The sequence below is a fragment of the Halomonas sp. A40-4 genome (assembly GCF_015767635.1).
Classification (GTDB): domain Bacteria; phylum Pseudomonadota; class Gammaproteobacteria; order Pseudomonadales; family Halomonadaceae; genus Vreelandella; species Vreelandella janggokensis.
Genome location: NZ_CP065230.1, coordinates 2314183 through 2330811, shown reverse-complemented (window position 1 = coordinate 2330811; position 16629 = coordinate 2314183). Strand labels below are relative to the sequence as shown.

General features: G+C 56.9%; 14 protein-coding genes. 11 read left to right on the top strand and 3 right to left on the bottom strand.

The window, feature by feature from the left end:
- Positions 1-10: 10 nt before the first annotated feature.
- The 6 genes from murC (at position 11) to lpxC (ending at position 6912) form a co-directional block, all read left to right on the top strand.
- Positions 11-1420, top strand: a complete 1410-nt coding sequence (gene murC, locus IT895_RS10865; protein WP_199285464.1) for a UDP-N-acetylmuramate--L-alanine ligase — start codon at positions 11-13, stop codon at positions 1418-1420.
- Positions 1417-2358 carry a D-alanine--D-alanine ligase gene (locus IT895_RS10860; protein WP_199283458.1) on the top strand — a complete coding sequence of 314 codons (942 nt, stop codon included), beginning with the start codon at positions 1417-1419 and terminating at the stop codon, positions 2356-2358. Before murC ends, IT895_RS10860 begins: the two co-directional genes overlap by 4 nt.
- Positions 2355-3068: a cell division protein FtsQ/DivIB gene (locus tag IT895_RS10855; RefSeq protein ID WP_085918018.1), complete on the top strand. Its 714-nt coding sequence runs from the start codon at positions 2355-2357 to the stop codon at positions 3066-3068. Before IT895_RS10860 ends, IT895_RS10855 begins: the two co-directional genes overlap by 4 nt.
- A gap of 299 nt (positions 3069-3367) precedes the next feature.
- A complete protein-coding gene (ftsA, locus tag IT895_RS10850; RefSeq protein ID WP_066321059.1) occupies positions 3368-4657 on the top strand; it encodes a cell division protein FtsA in 1290 nt (429 codons plus the stop codon).
- 34 nt (positions 4658-4691) lie between these two features.
- Positions 4692-5864 (top strand): cell division protein FtsZ, encoded by a 1173-nt coding sequence (gene ftsZ, locus IT895_RS10845; protein WP_085918019.1) that lies wholly within the window; start codon positions 4692-4694, stop codon positions 5862-5864.
- Between the two features lie 136 nt (positions 5865-6000).
- The gene (gene lpxC, locus IT895_RS10840) at positions 6001-6912 is read left to right on the top strand and encodes a UDP-3-O-acyl-N-acetylglucosamine deacetylase (RefSeq protein ID WP_199283457.1); all 912 of its coding nucleotides are present in this window, start codon (positions 6001-6003) and stop codon (positions 6910-6912) included.
- Positions 6913-6980: 68 nt separating this feature from the next.
- Here the strand turns inward: lpxC and IT895_RS10835 are convergent, their stop codons facing one another.
- Entirely contained in the window at positions 6981-7466 is a 486-nt protein-coding gene (locus IT895_RS10835; protein WP_085918021.1) for a DUF721 domain-containing protein, read from the bottom strand.
- Positions 7467-7623: 157 nt separating this feature from the next.
- On the opposite strand from IT895_RS10835, the gene IT895_RS10830 reads away from it, so the two are divergent.
- The 4 genes from IT895_RS10830 to IT895_RS10815 all read left to right on the top strand — a co-directional run bounded on the left by IT895_RS10830 (position 7624) and on the right by IT895_RS10815 (position 13118).
- On the top strand, positions 7624-7986 hold the full coding sequence (locus tag IT895_RS10830; RefSeq protein ID WP_085918022.1) for a hypothetical protein: 363 nt from the start codon (positions 7624-7626) through the stop codon (positions 7984-7986).
- Between the two features lie 74 nt (positions 7987-8060).
- Complete coding sequence (gene secA, locus IT895_RS10825) at positions 8061-10802, top strand: preprotein translocase subunit SecA (protein WP_199283456.1); 2742 nt, start codon at positions 8061-8063, stop codon at positions 10800-10802.
- A 29-nt stretch (positions 10803-10831) separates the two neighbouring features.
- On the top strand, positions 10832-12061 hold the full coding sequence (gene argJ / locus IT895_RS10820; RefSeq protein WP_199283455.1) for a bifunctional glutamate N-acetyltransferase/amino-acid acetyltransferase ArgJ: 1230 nt from the start codon (positions 10832-10834) through the stop codon (positions 12059-12061).
- Positions 12062-12161: 100 nt separating this feature from the next.
- The gene (locus IT895_RS10815) at positions 12162-13118 is read left to right on the top strand and encodes a Nudix family hydrolase (protein WP_233337222.1); all 957 of its coding nucleotides are present in this window, start codon (positions 12162-12164) and stop codon (positions 13116-13118) included.
- Positions 13119-13200: 82 nt separating this feature from the next.
- Here the strand turns inward: IT895_RS10815 and IT895_RS10810 are convergent, their stop codons facing one another.
- Positions 13201-14103, bottom strand: coding sequence for a carbon-nitrogen hydrolase (locus IT895_RS10810; protein ID WP_199283454.1), 903 nt, complete (start codon positions 14101-14103; stop codon positions 13201-13203).
- Complete coding sequence (locus IT895_RS10805; RefSeq protein WP_233337221.1) at positions 14100-15176, bottom strand: agmatine deiminase family protein; 1077 nt, start codon at positions 15174-15176, stop codon at positions 14100-14102. Before IT895_RS10805 ends, IT895_RS10810 begins: the two co-directional genes overlap by 4 nt.
- 205 nt (positions 15177-15381) lie before the next feature.
- Between IT895_RS10805 and IT895_RS10800 the strand changes: the two genes are divergently transcribed.
- Positions 15382-16623 carry a lipoprotein-releasing ABC transporter permease subunit gene (locus IT895_RS10800; RefSeq protein ID WP_199283453.1) on the top strand — a complete coding sequence of 414 codons (1242 nt, stop codon included), beginning with the start codon at positions 15382-15384 and terminating at the stop codon, positions 16621-16623.
- Positions 16624-16629 lie beyond the last annotated feature (6 nt).

The following is a 16629-nucleotide window of genomic DNA, read 5'->3' as shown; positions in this document are numbered from 1 at the left end:
TGGTCGCGGCATGCGCCGCATTCGGCGCATTCATTTTGTTGGCATCGGCGGTGCAGGTATGTGTGGCATCGCGGAGGTGCTAGCCAACCAGGGCTACGCTGTCAGCGGCAGCGATTTGAAACCTTCGCCCGTTACCGAGCGTTTGAGCCAGTGTGGTGTCAGTATATCGATCGGTCACGCTGAGGCACACGTGTCGGGGGCGGATGTCGTGGTGGTATCGAGCGCCATCGATCCGACGAATCCAGAAATTCGCTGGGCCAACGATCACCGCGTACCGGTGGTGCGTCGCGCTGAAATGCTCGCAGAACTGATGCGCTTTCGCCACGGCATCGCGGTGGCCGGTACCCATGGCAAAACCACGACCACCAGTTTGACGGCAACGATACTGGCCGAGGGCGGCCTTGACCCGACGTTTGTGATCGGTGGCAAGCTGACCAGCGCGGGTGCCAATGCAAGGCTGGGTGAGGGTGATTATCTGGTGGCCGAGGCCGATGAATCCGATGCGTCATTCCTGCACCTGCAGCCGATGGTCTCCATCGTTACCAATATCGATGCCGACCACATGGCAACTTACGGTGGTGACTTCTCGCGTCTTAAAAGCACGTTTGTCGAATTTCTTCATAATCTGCCTTTCTACGGACTGGCGGTGCTTTGCACGGATGATGCCAATGTGCGCGAGCTCTGTGACCAGGTGAAACGTCAGTTCGTCACCTACGGGTTCGACGCGGATGCCGACTACCGAATCACCGATTTTGAGCAGCAAGGGGGCGAGGTATCGTTTACCGCATTGCGTCCAGGTGATGCCGACCCGCTACCCATACGACTGGCCATGCCGGGACGTCACAACGCATTGAACGCGATGGCGGCCATCGTGGTGGCCACCGATGCGGGTGTCAGTGATGAGGCGATCACGCGCGCCCTGGCGAGCTTTGCTGGGGTAGGGCGCCGCTTTCAGGTGCATGGCCATTACCCCAGCCCGACGGGCGGTGACGTCATGCTGGTGGATGATTATGGTCATCATCCTCGGGAAGTGGATATGGTCATTCAGGCGGTTCGGGCGGGGTGGCCTGAGCGGCGTTTGGTGATGCTTTATCAGCCGCATCGTTATAGCCGGACGCGCGATTTATACGAGGATTTTGTCCGGGTGCTCTCCCAGGTGGACACGCTCGTGCTGTTGGACGTTTATAGCGCTGGTGAAGCGGTGATTCCCGGGGCAGAAGGCCGTACGCTGGCGGGTTCGATTCGTCAGCGTGGCGAGGTCGATCCGCTATTTGTCGAGCATAAACACGAATTGCCTAACCTGCTAAGTCACGTGCTGCGCCCCGGCGACATTTTGATTACCCAGGGTGCCGGGGATGTCGGCGGTATCTCGCTGCGCCTGGCGCAAGCCCAGTTGGCGTTAAATGAGGTAGACCTGTGAGCGGACTCAACTCTGAACCCCTATCGCTTGAGCGTGTTGTCGTCATCTATGGCGGTCATTCTGCCGAGCGTGAAGTGTCATTGAAGAGCGGCGCCGCGATTATTGCGGCGCTGGAGCGTCAGGGCGTTAATGTCCAGGGTTACGACCCGCGCGAGGGCGGGTTGGTCGGTCTGGAAAAGCTGGCGCCAACCGCCGTTTTTGTCGCGCTGCACGGCCGTGGCGGGGAAGACGGTACGCTGCAAGGGGCGCTTGAGCTATTGGGCATTCCCTATACGGGCAGTGGTGTCCTGGCGTCGGCATTGGGTATGGATAAGCAACGAACCAAGCAGGTATGGCATGCGCTGGCGTTGCCAACGCCGGAAAGCATCATGCTGCATGCAGACTCTGACTGGGCTGGGGTTGTCGCGCAGCTTGGCTTGCCGCTGATCGTCAAACCCGTCCACGAGGGTTCGACGCTTGGCATCAACATTGTCGACGATCAGGTAGCCCTGGAAGCCGCCTATCATGATGCCGCCCGTTTTGACGCGCGGGTCATGGCAGAGCGATTCATCCAAGGCGATGAATACACGGTGAGTCTGTTAGACGATCAGGTGCTCCCCGCCATTCGCGTTGAAGTACCGGGTGGCTTTTACGACTATGAAGCCAAATATTTAACCGATACGACGCAATATCATCTGCCGTGCGGTCTGTCGCAAGAGGACGAGTCTGCGCTGGCAGCGCTCTGCCAACAGGCATTTGCCGCCGTGGGTGGGCAGGGTTGGGGGCGCGTTGACGTGATGCGTGACAGTGAAGGGCGCTTTTGGTTACTCGAAGTCAATACCGTGCCCGGGATGACCGACCACAGCCTTGTGCCCCAATCGGCTGCCCATGCCGGTATGGATTTTGATCAGTTGGTGATGCGTATCCTGCAAACGGCCGGCCAAAAGAGCGCCTCATGAAAAAACGCCAGGCCTGGTTGGGTGCTTTGATGTTGGGTCTGCTGTTGGTGGCAGGTGGACAGGCGCTATGGCTGTGGCTTGATCGCCCCATTGAGCGTGTCTCTATTCGGGGCGACTGGGACTACGTCGATGCTGATTATCTACGGACCCAGTTGGCACCTGTCGTTGAGGACACTCAGTGGTTATCTGCTGATCTGGGGGCGTTAAGGCAACAGGCATTGCGCATAGGTTGGTTGAATGAAGTGCGCATAACACGTGAATGGCCCAATGCGCTGGTATTTGAGCTGATTGAACAAACCCCGGTGGCCCGCTGGAATGACGACTTTCTGCTTAACGCAGAAGGCGAAGCTTTTGCATTCGCCCCGATGGAAGCGCCCAAGGGCTTGCCCGATATGGCAGGCCCCGCTGGTAGCAGTAAAGAAGTGTTGGATTATTACCACCAATTAACCCCGCATTTCGCAGGGCTGAATCTACGGTTAACGCAGTTACGATTAGAGCCGCGTGGCGCTTGGCGGTTACAGTTAAATGATAGCACCTGGGTTATGTTGGGGCGTCGTCAACATCAAGTGCGGCTGGCGCGTTTAAGCGCTTCCTGGCAGCGGGAATTGAGTCGTTTAAGCGAACGCATCCGTTATATCGATTTACGCTACCCCAATGGGGTGGCGGTGGCTTGGCACGGAGAAAGTGAATTTGATGTGCAAGAAGAGTAACGCGTCGATGAAACATCGTTTAACGGTGTAAAGTAAGCAGTCGCTGTCGATGAAAACCGCGCGAATGGGGTTTTATTTCGCTTTGATGGCGACTATTGTGATAATTGACTAGTCGTAATGCGCTGATTGTTTCTATACTATGAGCCAATCGTGAATTATAAATGTTAATATTGCCGATTAAGTTAGCTCACTGCTCAGCATCGCAAAGACACAAGTTGGCACTCTTATTAACTAGTGCCCAAGTAGAATTGAACGTTAATTGTTTTTTTATTTAAGGCGACAAGGAGATTTCCCGACTCATGGCAGGCTCACCCAACGCATCCAACATGGTGGTCGGGCTGGACATTGGAACGTCCAAGGTCGTCGCGATCGTCGGTCAGCCGACCGACGACGGTGGAATTGAAATTGCAGGTATTGGCTCGCATCCTTCGCGGGGCATGAAGCGCGGCGTGGTTATTAATATTGAGTCGACCGTGCAATCAATCCAGCGCGCCGTTGAAGAAGCCGAACTGATGGCAGGCTGCGACATTCATTCTGTCTATGTCGGCGTGGCTGGCAGCCATATCAAATCGATGAATTCCGATGGTGTGGTGGCCATCAAAGAGCGTGAAGTGACGCCCTCGGATATCGAACGAGTGATTGACTCGGCGCGCGCGCGCGCTGTTTCAGAAGGGCAGCGCGTTCTGCATGTGCTGCCCCAGGAGTTTTCAATCGACGCTCAAGGCGGTATTCGCGAGCCCCTGGGTATGTCGGGGGTTCGCCTTGAGGCGCAGGTTCATTTGGTAACCGCCGCCCTCAATGCGGTACAGAACATTGAAAAGTGTGTACGCCGCTGTGGTCTGGATGTAGATGCCATTATCCTCGAGCAACTGGCGTCCAGCATGGCAGTGCTGACCGAGGACGAGCGCGAGCTGGGTGTCTGCATGGTCGATATCGGTGGAGGAACAACCGATATGGCGATTTTCACCGAAGGTGCCATTCGCCATACGGCGGTGATTCCTATTGCCGGCGATCAGGTCACCAACGACATTGCGATGGCGTTGCGGACCCCGACGCAGCACGCTGAAGAGATCAAGGTAAAGTACGCTTGCGCGCTGACTCAGTTAGCGGCAAGCGACGAAATGATCAAGGTACCTAGCGTAGGTGACAGGCCGGCTCGGGACCTTTCCCGGCAAGCCCTGGCCGAAGTAGTGGAGCCACGCTATGAGGAACTGTTTACGCTGGTCAGAGACGAGCTGCGTCGCAGCGGCTATGAGGACATGGTCGCTGCCGGTATTGTGCTGACGGGCGGTACGTCACGTATGGAAGGCGTGGGCGAGCTGGCTGAAGAGATTTTTCATATGCCCGTTCGCATTGCGTGTCCACAAAATGTCAAAGGGTTGTCAGACGTAGTACGCAACCCTATCTATGCAACGGGTGTGGGTTTACTGCATTATGCACTGCAGGAATCCCGCCATGGGCATGGTCGAGAAAGTCAACGGGGAGTCATCCCTGTGCACAAGGGGCGTACTGACGTCTCCCGGCGTGACGTCAAGGATGGCAGTGCAGCGCTGGCAAGAATCAAAGGCTGGTTCAAAGGAAATTTCTGACAGGGCCGCAAGCGCGGTTCAGGAGACGGGGCTTATGTTCGAATTGGTAGATAGCGCACCCTCGAGCAGTGCGGTCATCAAAGTGGTTGGCGTTGGCGGCGGTGGTGGCAACGCAGTTAACCACATGGTCGAAAGCAACATCGAAGGCGTCGAGTTCATCTGCGCCAACACCGATGCTCAGGCATTAAAGCGGGTATCCGCTAAGACGGTTCTGCAGCTTGGGGGTGAAATCACCAAAGGCCTGGGTGCGGGAGCTAATCCGGATGTCGGCCGTCAGGCGGCGATGGAAGATCGTGAGCGTATCGCTGAGCTTCTCAATGGCGCTGACATGGTCTTTATCACCGCTGGTATGGGCGGTGGTACAGGTACCGGTGGTGCGCCTGTCGTCGCGCAGGTGGCCAAGGAATTGGGTATCCTGACGGTGGCGGTGGTGACGCGCCCCTTCCCCTTTGAAGGGCCCAAGCGGATGCGCGCGGCAGAAGAGGGCATGAAAGAGCTCTCGGAGCATGTGGATTCGTTGATCACCATTCCCAACGAAAAGCTGCTCTCTGTTCTAGGCAAAAATGCCACCTTGTTGACCGCCTTTAGCGCAGCCAACGATGTGCTGCTGGGGGCTGTCCAGGGCATTGCCGAGCTGATTACGAGCCCGGGCATTATCAACGTCGACTTTGCCGACGTGCGCACGGTGATGTCCGAGATGGGCATGGCGATGATGGGCACCGGCGGTGCGACAGGTGAAAACCGCGCCCGCGAAGCCGCTGAAAAGGCTATCCGCAGCCCGCTGCTGGAAGATATCGATCTGCACGGCGCCCGCGGCATTCTGGTCAATATCACGGCAGGTCCTGATCTATCGATTGGCGAATTCAACGACGTGGGCGCCACGGTTCAGGAATTTGCCTCCCAGGAAGCGACGATCGTCGTGGGAACTTCCATTGATATGGAAATGTCAGACGAGCTGCGTGTAACGGTGGTGGCGGCAGGCCTGGATGGTGGTCAGCCTAAAGCGGCTACCCGCGAGCCGGCTCGCCGTACGGCGGAAACCTCTGCAGATTACCGCAAGCTGCAACAGCCGACGGTAATGCGCCAGCAGGCAAGCAGCCGTGCCGAAGCTGCCGAAAGCACACCTGCACGCCCTGAAAAGCGTCGCGCTGCGGATGCTGACGACTACCTGGACATCCCCGCGTTTCTTCGCCGCCAAGCGGATTGATACAAGCTATCAGGTTCATGCTACCGCCAAACGAGAGTTTTATTGGTCAAAACTCTCGTTTGCTGTTAAAGTGAACACTGTTTGATAACTTTCATCCCTTGCGGTTATCCCCGTTATTAGAGTTCGACCACTGCCCATGATCAGACAACGCACCTTACAAAATATCATTCGTGCCACCGGAGTGGGTTTACACTCGGGTAAAAAAGTTCATCTGGCTTTGCGTCCGGCGCCCGCTAATACGGGGATTGTGTTTGTCAGAACGGACCTGGAGCCAATGGCCCAGGTGCCTGCCCGCGCAGAGTTGGTTGAAGATACCAAGCTGTGTACTGCACTCAGCTATCAGGGTGTCAAAGTCGCGACTGTCGAGCATTTGATGTCGGCGTTTGCTGGATTGGGCATCGATAATGCGTATGTCGATGTTAGCGCCCCAGAAGTGCCTATCATGGACGGCAGTGCAAGCCCGTTTGTCTTCCTGATTCAATCGGCGGGTATTCTGGAGCAGGAAGCAGCCAAGAAATTTATTCGTATCAAGCGTCCGATCAGCGTGACAGAAGACGATAAAGAAGCGACCTTCCTGCCGCATCAGGGGTTCAAGGTTTCTTTTGCCATCGACTTTGATCACCCGGTGTTCGACCAGCAAAAGCAAACGGCACTGATCGACTTTTCGACGACCTCCTTCGTTAAAGAAGTCTCCCGTGCGCGTACCTTCGGGTTTATGCGCGATCTCGAATTCTTGCGCTCGAACAACCTGGCATTAGGTGGAAGCCTGGATAATGCCATCGTTGTCGATGACTATCGAATCGTCAATGAGGGCGGGTTGCGCTACGAAGACGAGTTCGTCAAGCACAAGGTGCTGGATGCCATTGGTGATCTGTACCAGCTAGGTCATAGCCTGATTGGCGAGTTCCGCGGCGTAAAGTCGGGTCACGCATTGAACAATCAATTATGTCGCGAGTTACTGGCTCAGCCCGATGCCTATGAAATTGTCACCTTTGAAGAAGAACAGGCCGTGGCGCCGATTTCCTACTCGGCACCTGCCATGGCGTAGTCAGTCTTGTTCGCCTGATTGACTGCTCGAAAAACGCACCGCCATGGCGGTGCGTTTTGTTTTGTGGGTCAGTCTTCATGGCTGGGTTCGTTGCTGGCTTCATCCGGTGCGTGGGAGGCCAGTCGTTCCAAGGCCCGCTTGAGGGCAGGGTGGTCGGTGTCTTCGGCACATTGGCTGAGCGTATTGCCGGCTGAACGCGACAGAGAGCGGGTATTGCGTAAAGGTGGCTGGATGGTCCTTACAGGACGCACCTTGAAGGTAAATCCGGTGACGCCCTCGAATCCCGGCAACTGATGAATAAGGCTTAGCAAGCGGTCCTGTTCGTAGCGCAGCCAAGTTAGCCATTGGGCCTGGCCGCTAATCAATGTCAAGCGTCCGTCTCGGAATCCGCCAACATAAATATGCTCACGCATTGCCTCGGGCAAGTGGGCCTGCAAATGCCGTTGTGCCTGATCAATAAGTGCTGAGAGGCGCATAAGCTTGCCGATATCGCCCGACTTGCCCATCAGACGGCTGATGGGCTGGGCCTGAGATCGCTTAACCTTTATACTCATACGCTTGATTCCTAAGGTATCGCTTATTGCCCTATGCATGGGGACTTTACCTTTACATAGGTGCCTTATGTAGATGCTTTCTGGCAAAGGTGATGTCGGGCACACGTCAGGTTGCCCGATCCTTAAAGCCTAACACGCTCAGGAGTTTGTCCACAGCATGTCGCAAGCGTTGAACATTGCCTCGGTATTGCCTCGGCGTCAGCGTCGCCATAGTCTGGCGCGCTGGTGGCTGGCAGGCCTGTTGGTCGGCTGTTTATTGCCGACTAACCTGACCTATGCAGAAGCGCTGCGGGGTGGTGAGCGCAGCGTCGTGGCGTGTATTTGGGTGCCTGCCGTCTTGCGCGCACGGACACGCTTGATGGCAACCCGGCGTCGCGCTATGCGGCGCTTCTGGGTCGTGTTGAAGCCCTTAACATCACCTAGACCTTTCGCATTCAAGCGGTTTGTTAGTGTGCTAGTGGCCGCACATGATGTGTTCAGCCGTCGTGGCCCCCCTCAGAATTCCCCGTTTTACCGCTGAAAAATCAGTCAACCTTCTTCATTTATGGAACGGGGTGGCCCTGTCAAGGGCGCTCGCGGTTAGTTGGAAACTACATGATCAATAATTTATTACGTAAGGTCGTCGGTTCAAAAAATGACCGTGATGTGAAACGCATGCTCAAAAGCGTGCAGCACGTTAATGCGTTGGAAAGTGAGTTCGAGGCATTAAGCGATGCCGAACTGCAGGGCACAACGGCGACACTGCGTCAGCGACTGGCGGACGGTGAGTCGCTGGACAGCTTAATGCCGCAAGCCTTCGCGATGGTCCGTGAAGCCAGCAAACGCGTCATGGGGATGCGTCACTTTGATGTGCAGATGGTCGGCGGGATCACCCTGCATCGCGGCCGTATCGCCGAAATGAAAACCGGCGAGGGTAAGACCCTGGTGGCGACCCTCGCCGTTTACTTGAATGCGCTACCGGCGAAAGGCGTTCACGTCGTGACAGTGAATGATTACCTGGCCCGCCGTGACGCTGAATGGATGCGCCCGCTTTATGAGTTTTTAGGGCTCACTGTCGGGGTTATTTTCAGTGGTCAGACCAGCGCTGAAAAGCGTCATGCGTATCACTGTGATATTACCTACGGCACTAACAACGAATTTGGCTTTGACTATCTGCGCGATAACATGGCCTTTTCGCTTGAAGATAAAGTCCAGCGTGACTTGCACTACGCGATTGTCGATGAGGTGGATTCGATCCTGATCGATGAAGCCCGTACGCCGCTGATTATTTCAGGCGCTGTCGACGAGAATACCGACCTTTACAAAGTGGTTGATCGCCTGTCGCAGCAGTTGGAAAAAGGCGAAAAGTCCGAGGACGACGAAACGCCGGTCACGGGGGATTTCGTCCTCGAGGAAAAGCAAAAACAGGTCGAGCTGACCGAGCAGGGCCACAACAAGGTCGAAGCGCTCATGCGTGAGGAGGGGCTGCTGGGGGAAGATGACTCCCTCTACGCGGCTCAAAACCTCAACCTGCTCCAGCACATGCACTCGGCGTTGCGGGCTCGTCATCTTTACCATCTCGACGTGGACTATATGGTCGCCGACGATCAGGTGGTGATCGTTGACGAACACACCGGCCGTTCCATGCCGGGGCGGCGTTGGTCCGAGGGTCTGCACCAGGCTGTCGAAGCGAAAGAAGGCGTCACGGTTCAGCGCGAGAGCCAGACCCTGGCCTCGACCACCTTTCAGAACTACTTCCGCCTCTACGACAAGCTCGCCGGTATGACCGGGACGGCCGATACCGAGGCCTTTGAATTCCGCCAGATTTATGGGCTTGATGTGGTGGTGATTCCCACCAATCGGCCGTTGACGCGTAAAGACCTCAATGACCTGGTCTACCTGAGCGCGGAAGAGAAGTACGAAGCCATCATTCAGGATGTTAAGGTGCAGACCGAGGCGGGTCGCCCTGTGCTGGTGGGTACGGCCTCCATCGAAACCTCCGAATACATTGCGCACCTGATGCGCGAGGCCAAACTCGCGTTCAACGTTCTCAATGCCAAGCAACACCAAAGTGAAGCCGAGATCATTGCCCAGGCGGGGCGTCCTGGGGCGGTAACGATCGCCACCAACATGGCGGGCCGGGGTACCGATATCGTGCTGGGTGGTAACTGGGAAGCTGAAGTGGCCAAACTGCAGCAGCCCAGCCAGGCGCAGATTGATGCCCTGAAAGCAGAATGGCAGGAGCGTCACGACGCCGTTCTGGAAGCCGGCGGTTTGCACGTGATCGGCTCCGAGCGCCACGAGTCGCGGCGAATTGATAATCAGCTGCGCGGCCGTGCCGGGCGCCAGGGTGACCCAGGGTCCACCCGTTTCTTCCTGTCCCTCGAAGACAGTTTGATGCGACTGTTCGGCTCTGACCGCGTCAAGCGTCTGATGCAGGCGATGGGCCTGGAGCGTGGCGAAGCCATCGAGCACAAGATGGTCTCCAATGCCGTTGAGCGAGCGCAGAAAAAAGTCGAGGGGCGCAACTTCGACATTCGTAAACAGCTCCTTGAATACGATGATGTGGCCAACGACCAGCGTCGGGTCATTTATCAGCAGCGTAACGATATCCTGGCGGCGGATAACGTGGCAGACGCTGTTGCGGGTATCCATGAAGAAGTCATGGAAGACGCCATCAGCGACTTTGTTCCGCCGCAAAGCCTGGCGGAGCAATGGGACCTGCCGGGCCTGGAAGCGCACCTGAAAACCGAGTTCAACCTGGATGCGCCGGTGGTTGAATGGGCAGAAGCGGATCAACGCTTCAACGAAGAGAAGCTGCGTGAACGCCTGCACACCATGCACCGCGAAGCCTACGCTGCGAAAATCGACGCCGCCGGTGAAGCGCTTATTCGCCGGTTTGAAAAGCAGGTGATGCTGCAGGTTCTCGATACCCGTTGGAAAGAGCACCTGCAATCCATGGACCACCTGCGTCGCGGTATTCACCTGCGTGGCTATGCGCAGAAAAATCCCAAGCAGGAATACAAGCGTGAAGCGTTTGAGCTTTTTCAGCAATTGCTGACTAACATCAAGGCAGACGTGACGCGGATTCTCAGCCATGTACAGGTGCGCCAGCCGGAAGAAGTGGAAGCCCTCGAGCAGAAGCGTCGTGAAGCGCTGGAACGTGAAAAAGCCACTGCCGCCAGTCGCCATGATGACCCGGACTCTGCCGCGGCCGAGGATACCGACGCGCCTAAACAGGCGCCTGGCGCCGACGGCCGTCCCGTTCGTCGCGAGGGCCCCAAGGTGGGGCGCAATGACCCCTGTCCTTGTGGATCAGGCAAAAAGTATAAGCAGTGTTGCGGTAAACTCGATTAAGTGCATAAGCCACGTTTAAGGAGAACTACATGGCGGTAGGATCGATGCCTTTCCCTTCTATGCCGACCCTTGACGGGGTGCGTTTGGGTTCGGCCATGGCCGGGATAAAAAAGCCAGACCGCCGTGATGTCGTGGTTATTGAGTTGCCCGAGACCTCGACGGTGGCGGGGGTGTTTACCCGTAATGCCTTCTGCGCCGCTCCGGTGAAAGTGGCAAAGGAGCACCTTCAGCGTAGCGCTGAAAACGGTCAAGTCCCTCGTTTCTGGTTGATCAATACGGGCAATGCCAATGCAGGCACCGGCGACACAGGCCTTAAGGACGCTCAGAACAGCTGCACGTCAGTTGCTGAGCAGGTGGGTGCCAATCCTTATGCCGTGCTGCCGTTTTCCACGGGCGTGATCGGCGAGCCAATGCCCATGGCACGCTTTCTGGACGGCATTCCTGTGGCGCTTGGTGATTTGGCAAGCGATGGTCAAGCTTGGCAAAACGCGGCTGAAGGTATTTTGACCACCGATACACGTCCCAAGGGGGCGAGCGTGACCTTGGCGATCGGAAACCGGGAGGTTGTCATCAACGGGATCGCCAAGGGCTCGGGCATGATCAAGCCTAACATGGCCACCATGTTGGGCTTTGTAGTGACGGATGCGGGAATCGATCAGGCATTGCTGGATCGCCTGCTGCGCGAAACGGTCGATCGCTCGTTCAACTGTATTACCGTTGACAGCGATACCTCGACCAATGACGCCTGCATGCTGGCGGCAACCGGCACGGGGGTGCGTATTGAAAGCGATGCGCATATCGAGATATTCCGCAACGGCTTGCAGCGGGTAATGACGGAATTGGCGCAGTCCATTATTCGCGATGGTGAAGGTGCGACCAAGTTTGTCACCTTGCAGGTCGAGCAGGCGCGTAGCCGCCAGGAAGCGCTTGATGTGGCCTTTACCGTTGCCCACTCTCCGTTGGTCAAGACGGCACTCTATGCGTCCGATGCCAACTGGGGACGTATTCTTGCCGCCGTTGGTCGTGCGCCAGTCAATGCGTTTGACGTTGAAAAGGTCATCATCGAGCTTGGCGATGTGCGCCTGGTGGAAAACGGCGGTCGAGCGGCGGGGTATACGGAAGAAGCCGGTAGCCAGGTGATGGCCAACGATGAGATTACCATCCGCATTTGTCTGGGGCGGGGAGACGATAGTGCCACAGTGTGGACGTCGGATCTCTCCCATGACTATGTATCGATCAACGCTGATTATCGTAGCTAAGCGACAAACTATCGTCGCTCCCTCGACGTCAATAGATCTTAACGTAGCGATATAACACCACTATCGCTCAGCGGGTGTGCACACAGTGGATAGAGATGCAATGAATATCATGGTTAAACGACGGGTTCACGTGGCAGCCGCTGCCATTATCAGTGCTGACAAGCAGCAGGTGTTAATTGCCAGGCGGCCTTCGAATGTTGATCACGGCGGGTTATGGGAGTTTCCCGGCGGCAAGCTGGCCCCCTACGAAACCGGGTTGGAAGGCTTGAAGCGGGAGTTACACGAAGAGCTGGGTGTCGAAATTGTCAATGCGCAACCATTAATCCGAGTGCATCATGAGTATTCGGATAAGCATATACTGCTCGATGTCTGGCAGGTGCATGCCTTTGCCGGTGAACCTTTCGGTCGCGAAGGCCAGGCCGTTCGCTGGGTCCCCATGGAGGAACTGGTGAACTACCCGTTCCCGGCGGCAAATTTGCCTATCTTGCGGGCTGTCATGTTGCCGACTGAATACCTTATTACCGGTGAAGAAGCCGATGAAGCCCGTTTTGAGGCGTCACTCACCCGGGCGTTGAGCGAAGATGGTATTCGCCTGGTGCAGCTACGCGCCAAGCAGTTAACGCCGGAGGCCTATGTGGCAAGGGCTGAGCGTGCACTCGCCCTTTGCCATGAGGTCGGTGCTCGCTTGCTGCTCAATGGCGATCCGTCGCTGCTCGATCAGGTGGATGCCGACGGTATTCACCTGACCAGCGAGCGTCTTATGCAGCTTGAGCGTCGGCCGATTGCGGAAAATAAATGGCTATCGGCGTCGACCCATGACCCCAAGCAGTTGGAACAGGCTGCCTCGCTAGGCTGTGACTTTGTCTCGCTATCGCCGTTGCGCACCACGCCGTCGCACCCCGACGTAGCCCCCATCGGCTGGCATGATTTTCAGCAGTGGGTGGAGCACGCCGGCATGCCGGTCTTTGCGTTGGGCGGCATGACGCGTTTTGATGCCAATCACGCCCGGGCCGTTGGTGCCCAGGGAATTGCCTCCATCCGCGATTTCTGGAAGTAAGGAAGTAAGCAGGGCATGAAAAACGCCTGTCTGGTTAATCCCAGGCAGGCGTTTTGCTTAACAATAGAAGAGCATCAGGCGCCTAGTCCCTGAAGCGTCGGGTCAGCTCGCCATACGCATCGATACGGCGGTCACGCAGGTAAGGCCAGATACGCCGCGTGTTCTCGCTGCGTGCCATATCGACCTCCACGACCAGCTGTTCTGTCGTCTCTCCCGCGCTCGCCAGCAGTTCACCCTGCGGGCCACAGACAAAACTGCCTCCCCAAAACTGGATGCCCGCACCCACGGTAGACGGGTCTGCCTCAAAGCCAACGCGGTTGGCGACGACCACGGGTAATCCATTGGCGACACCGTGAGCGCGCTGGATGAGCGTCCAGGCGTCCTGCTGACGAGCCTTCTCGGCATCGTCGTCGTTGGGATCCCAGCCGATGGCGGTGGGGTAGAGAAGCAACTCGGCGCCGGCAAGAGCCATCAGTCGCGCGGCTTCGGGGTACCACTGGTCCCAGCAGACAAGCACGCCCAGCCGGCCGAGCGACGTATCGATGGGAGTGAACCCCTCATTGCGCGCGGCGTCGTGATCGCCTGGGGTGAAATAGAATTTCTCGTAAAACCCGGGGTCGTCGGGGATATGCATCTTGCGATAGTGCCCCACGCGGCCCTCGGCGCGGTCATATACCACCGCGGTATTGTGATAAAGACCGGGCGCCCGGCGCTCGAACAGGGAGCCGACGAGTACGATGTCCAGTTCCTGGGCCAATTCAGCGAGCCGTTGGCCCGTGGGTCCGTCCAGCGGCTCGGCCAGGTCGAACACCGCAGGGTCTTCGTACTGGCAGAAATAGTGCGTGGCATGCAATTCCTGGAGCAATACCAACTGAGCCCCTTGCTGCACAGCGTTGCGAATGCCCGCTTCACTGGCATCCAGGCTTTGGGTTTTATCGGGCCAGGCTTGCTGTTGCACGATGCCAACGGTGACGGGGCTTTTCATGATGATTCCTCAGCGGTCTGATGAGCAGTGGCGAGCGAGCCTCTGGGGAGCTGCATGGTTAAACAATGCAGGCTGCCGTGTTGGCGGATGACGTGACTGCACTCAATGGGAATAAGCGTATGTTCGGGAAAGGCGACCGCCAGAGCGTTCAGCGCGATAACGTCGGCGGGGTCCCCGTAGGTGGGTACCAGTACAGCGCCATTGATGATCAAAAAATTGGCGTAAGTGGCTGGCAAGCGGCGACCATCGTCGGGTGCATAGCAGGCCTGAGGCCAGGGCAGCGGAATTAGCCGATAGGGCTCGCCATTTCGCTGCCGAAACGCCTGCAGCTCCTGCTCCATCGCTTGCAGGGCTGGGTAGTGAGGATCCGTCGGGTCGTCACAGCGCACATAGGCGATCGTCGTCGGGTTGCAAAAACGCGCCAGGGTATCAATGTGGCTATCCGTGTCGTCGCCTTCCAGATGGCCATGGGCCAACCACAGCACGCGATCTATCCCTAAGTCTTTCTCAAGCTGTTGTTCCAGTTGATGCCGCGTCATCTGCGGGTTGCGATTGGGATTAAGCAGGCAGGCCTCGGTGGTGAGCAAGGTGCCATCGCCGTCCGTCTCAATCGCGCCTCCTTCCAGCACTAGCTCGCGGCGGCTTACACAGCAGTTCCAAACGCCTTCCTCGGCAAGCCGGTGGGTCAACTGGTTATCGCGGTCAGCAGGAAATTTACCGCCCCAGCCGGTAAAGGTGTAATCCAGCAGTTGCAACGCCCCCGTTTCATCGGCGACGGTAATCGGCCCGTGATCGCGTGCCCAGGTGTCGTTGCTGGACGCGACGCACAACAGTAACTGACCTTCGGGTACCCCGTAGGCGTCGAATGTCGCTGCCAGGCGTGTGCGCGTGGCATTGTCAGGCACGCTGATGAGCACTCTTTGATAGCGGCTCACGGCGACGACAATACGCTCAAGTGTGCCTTCAATGCCACCCAGGAGCGCCTGCCAGTCGCCCTCCGGGCGTGGCCAGGTGAGTTGAATGCCATCTTGAGGATGCCACTCGGGTAATAAACGGTAGGTCGAAGTGATCAACGTAAAGCCGCTCGCAGCGAAGTTAAAAGAGAGCGCGCCTGGCGCCAGTCGAATCGGCGCAATGTAGGGGCTGGCGCGAAAAGTTGCAAGTATAGAGAATCATGAGGGAACGCTGGCGGCTGATGTGCCTCTAAAGCCCGCTTATACATATGCAGCGATGCTAAAAAAACCGTACCATGAGCGCTGACTTATAAGGAATGACGCCATGCTTGATCGTTTGCCTTTTTTGGTGGGGCTGCGCTACGTGCGCGCTAAACGCCGAAACCATTTTATTTCGTTTATATCGCTGACCTCCATGCTGGGACTGATGCTGGGCGTGGCGGTACTGATTCTCGTTCTGTCGGTAATGAACGGGTTTGACCATGAGCTGCGTACCCGAATTCTGGGCATGGTGCCGCATGCCAAAATCGAAGCCCGTGATGGCATGGTGGAGTGGCAGTCGCTGGCCGAAAAGATTATGCAGCGTGACCGCGTTGAGGGGGTCGCCCCCTATGTCGAACAGCAGGGCATGTTCTCGGTTGGCGGCAACAATGAAGGCGCCATGGTCAACGGTATCCACCCCGACTGGGAAGATAAGGTATCGATTATTGGCGACCACATGCAACGAGGTGAGTTAAGTGACCTGGTGCCGGGCGAATGGAACGTGGTGCTGGGGTCGATGTTGGCCCGACGCCTGGGCGTCGGTGTGGGTGATCGAGTGACATTGCTGGTTCCTGAGGCCTCGATTACCCCGGCGGGCGTATTTCCGCGTCTCAAACGCTTCACCGTGAGCGGTATCTTTAGCGTTGGCGCTGAGCTTGACGCTAACTTAGCTTACGCTAATATCGAGGACATGCAGACGCTTGGTCGTCTTGGTGATGCGATCGGGGGGCTGCGTCTTGAGCTGGACGACCTGTTTGTCGCCGGTAGCGAAACACAGGCTATCCTCAATGAACTGGGCCCCGGCTATCGAGGGAGCGACTGGACCTATTCACAGGGCAATCTTTTCCAGGCAATCCAGATGGAAAAACGCATGATTGCGCTGTTGTTGACGGTCATCATTGCGGTCGCCGCCTTTAATATTGTGTCGACCCTGGTCATGGTCGTCACCGACAAGCGGGCTGACATCGCCATACTGCGAACCATTGGTGCCACGCCGCGTTCGATCATGGGCATTTTTATCGTGCAGGGGTTGGCTATCGGCTTGATCGGGATTGCCGTGGGCGTCGCTGTCGGTGTGTTGCTCGCCTTGACGATTTCCGATCTGATCGGCTGGGTCGAGGGTTTCTTGAATATTAAATTCCTCGACGCAGGGGTCTACTTCATCAGTGATTTGCCGTCGCGTTTACACTTTGAAGATGTTCGAAACATTGTGCTGGCTGCCTTTGGGTTGACGTTCTTATCAACGTTATACCCGGCTTGGCGAGCCGCTAGTGTCCAGCCTGCGGATGTGCTGCGCTATGAATAAGGATGC

Coding starts and splice junctions, on each gene's coding strand:
- murC (WP_199285464.1), top strand. CDS start 11: ATGCGCCGCATTCGGCGCATTCATTTTGTTGGCATCGGCGGTGCAGGT.
- IT895_RS10855 (WP_085918018.1), top strand. CDS start 2,355: ATGAAAAAACGCCAGGCCTGGTTGGGTGCTTTGATGTTGGGTCTGCTG.
- ftsA (WP_066321059.1), top strand. CDS start 3,368: ATGGCAGGCTCACCCAACGCATCCAACATGGTGGTCGGGCTGGACATT.
- ftsZ (WP_085918019.1), top strand. CDS start 4,692: ATGTTCGAATTGGTAGATAGCGCACCCTCGAGCAGTGCGGTCATCAAA.
- lpxC (WP_199283457.1), top strand. CDS start 6,001: ATGATCAGACAACGCACCTTACAAAATATCATTCGTGCCACCGGAGTG.
- IT895_RS10835 (WP_085918021.1), bottom strand. CDS start 7,466: ATGAGTATAAAGGTTAAGCGATCTCAGGCCCAGCCCATCAGCCGTCTG.
- IT895_RS10830 (WP_085918022.1), top strand. CDS start 7,624: ATGTCGCAAGCGTTGAACATTGCCTCGGTATTGCCTCGGCGTCAGCGT.
- secA (WP_199283456.1), top strand. CDS start 8,061: ATGATCAATAATTTATTACGTAAGGTCGTCGGTTCAAAAAATGACCGT.
- argJ (WP_199283455.1), top strand. CDS start 10,832: ATGGCGGTAGGATCGATGCCTTTCCCTTCTATGCCGACCCTTGACGGG.
- IT895_RS10815 (WP_233337222.1), top strand. CDS start 12,162: ATGAATATCATGGTTAAACGACGGGTTCACGTGGCAGCCGCTGCCATT.
- IT895_RS10810 (WP_199283454.1), bottom strand. CDS start 14,103: ATGAAAAGCCCCGTCACCGTTGGCATCGTGCAACAGCAAGCCTGGCCC.
- IT895_RS10800 (WP_199283453.1), top strand. CDS start 15,382: ATGCTTGATCGTTTGCCTTTTTTGGTGGGGCTGCGCTACGTGCGCGCT.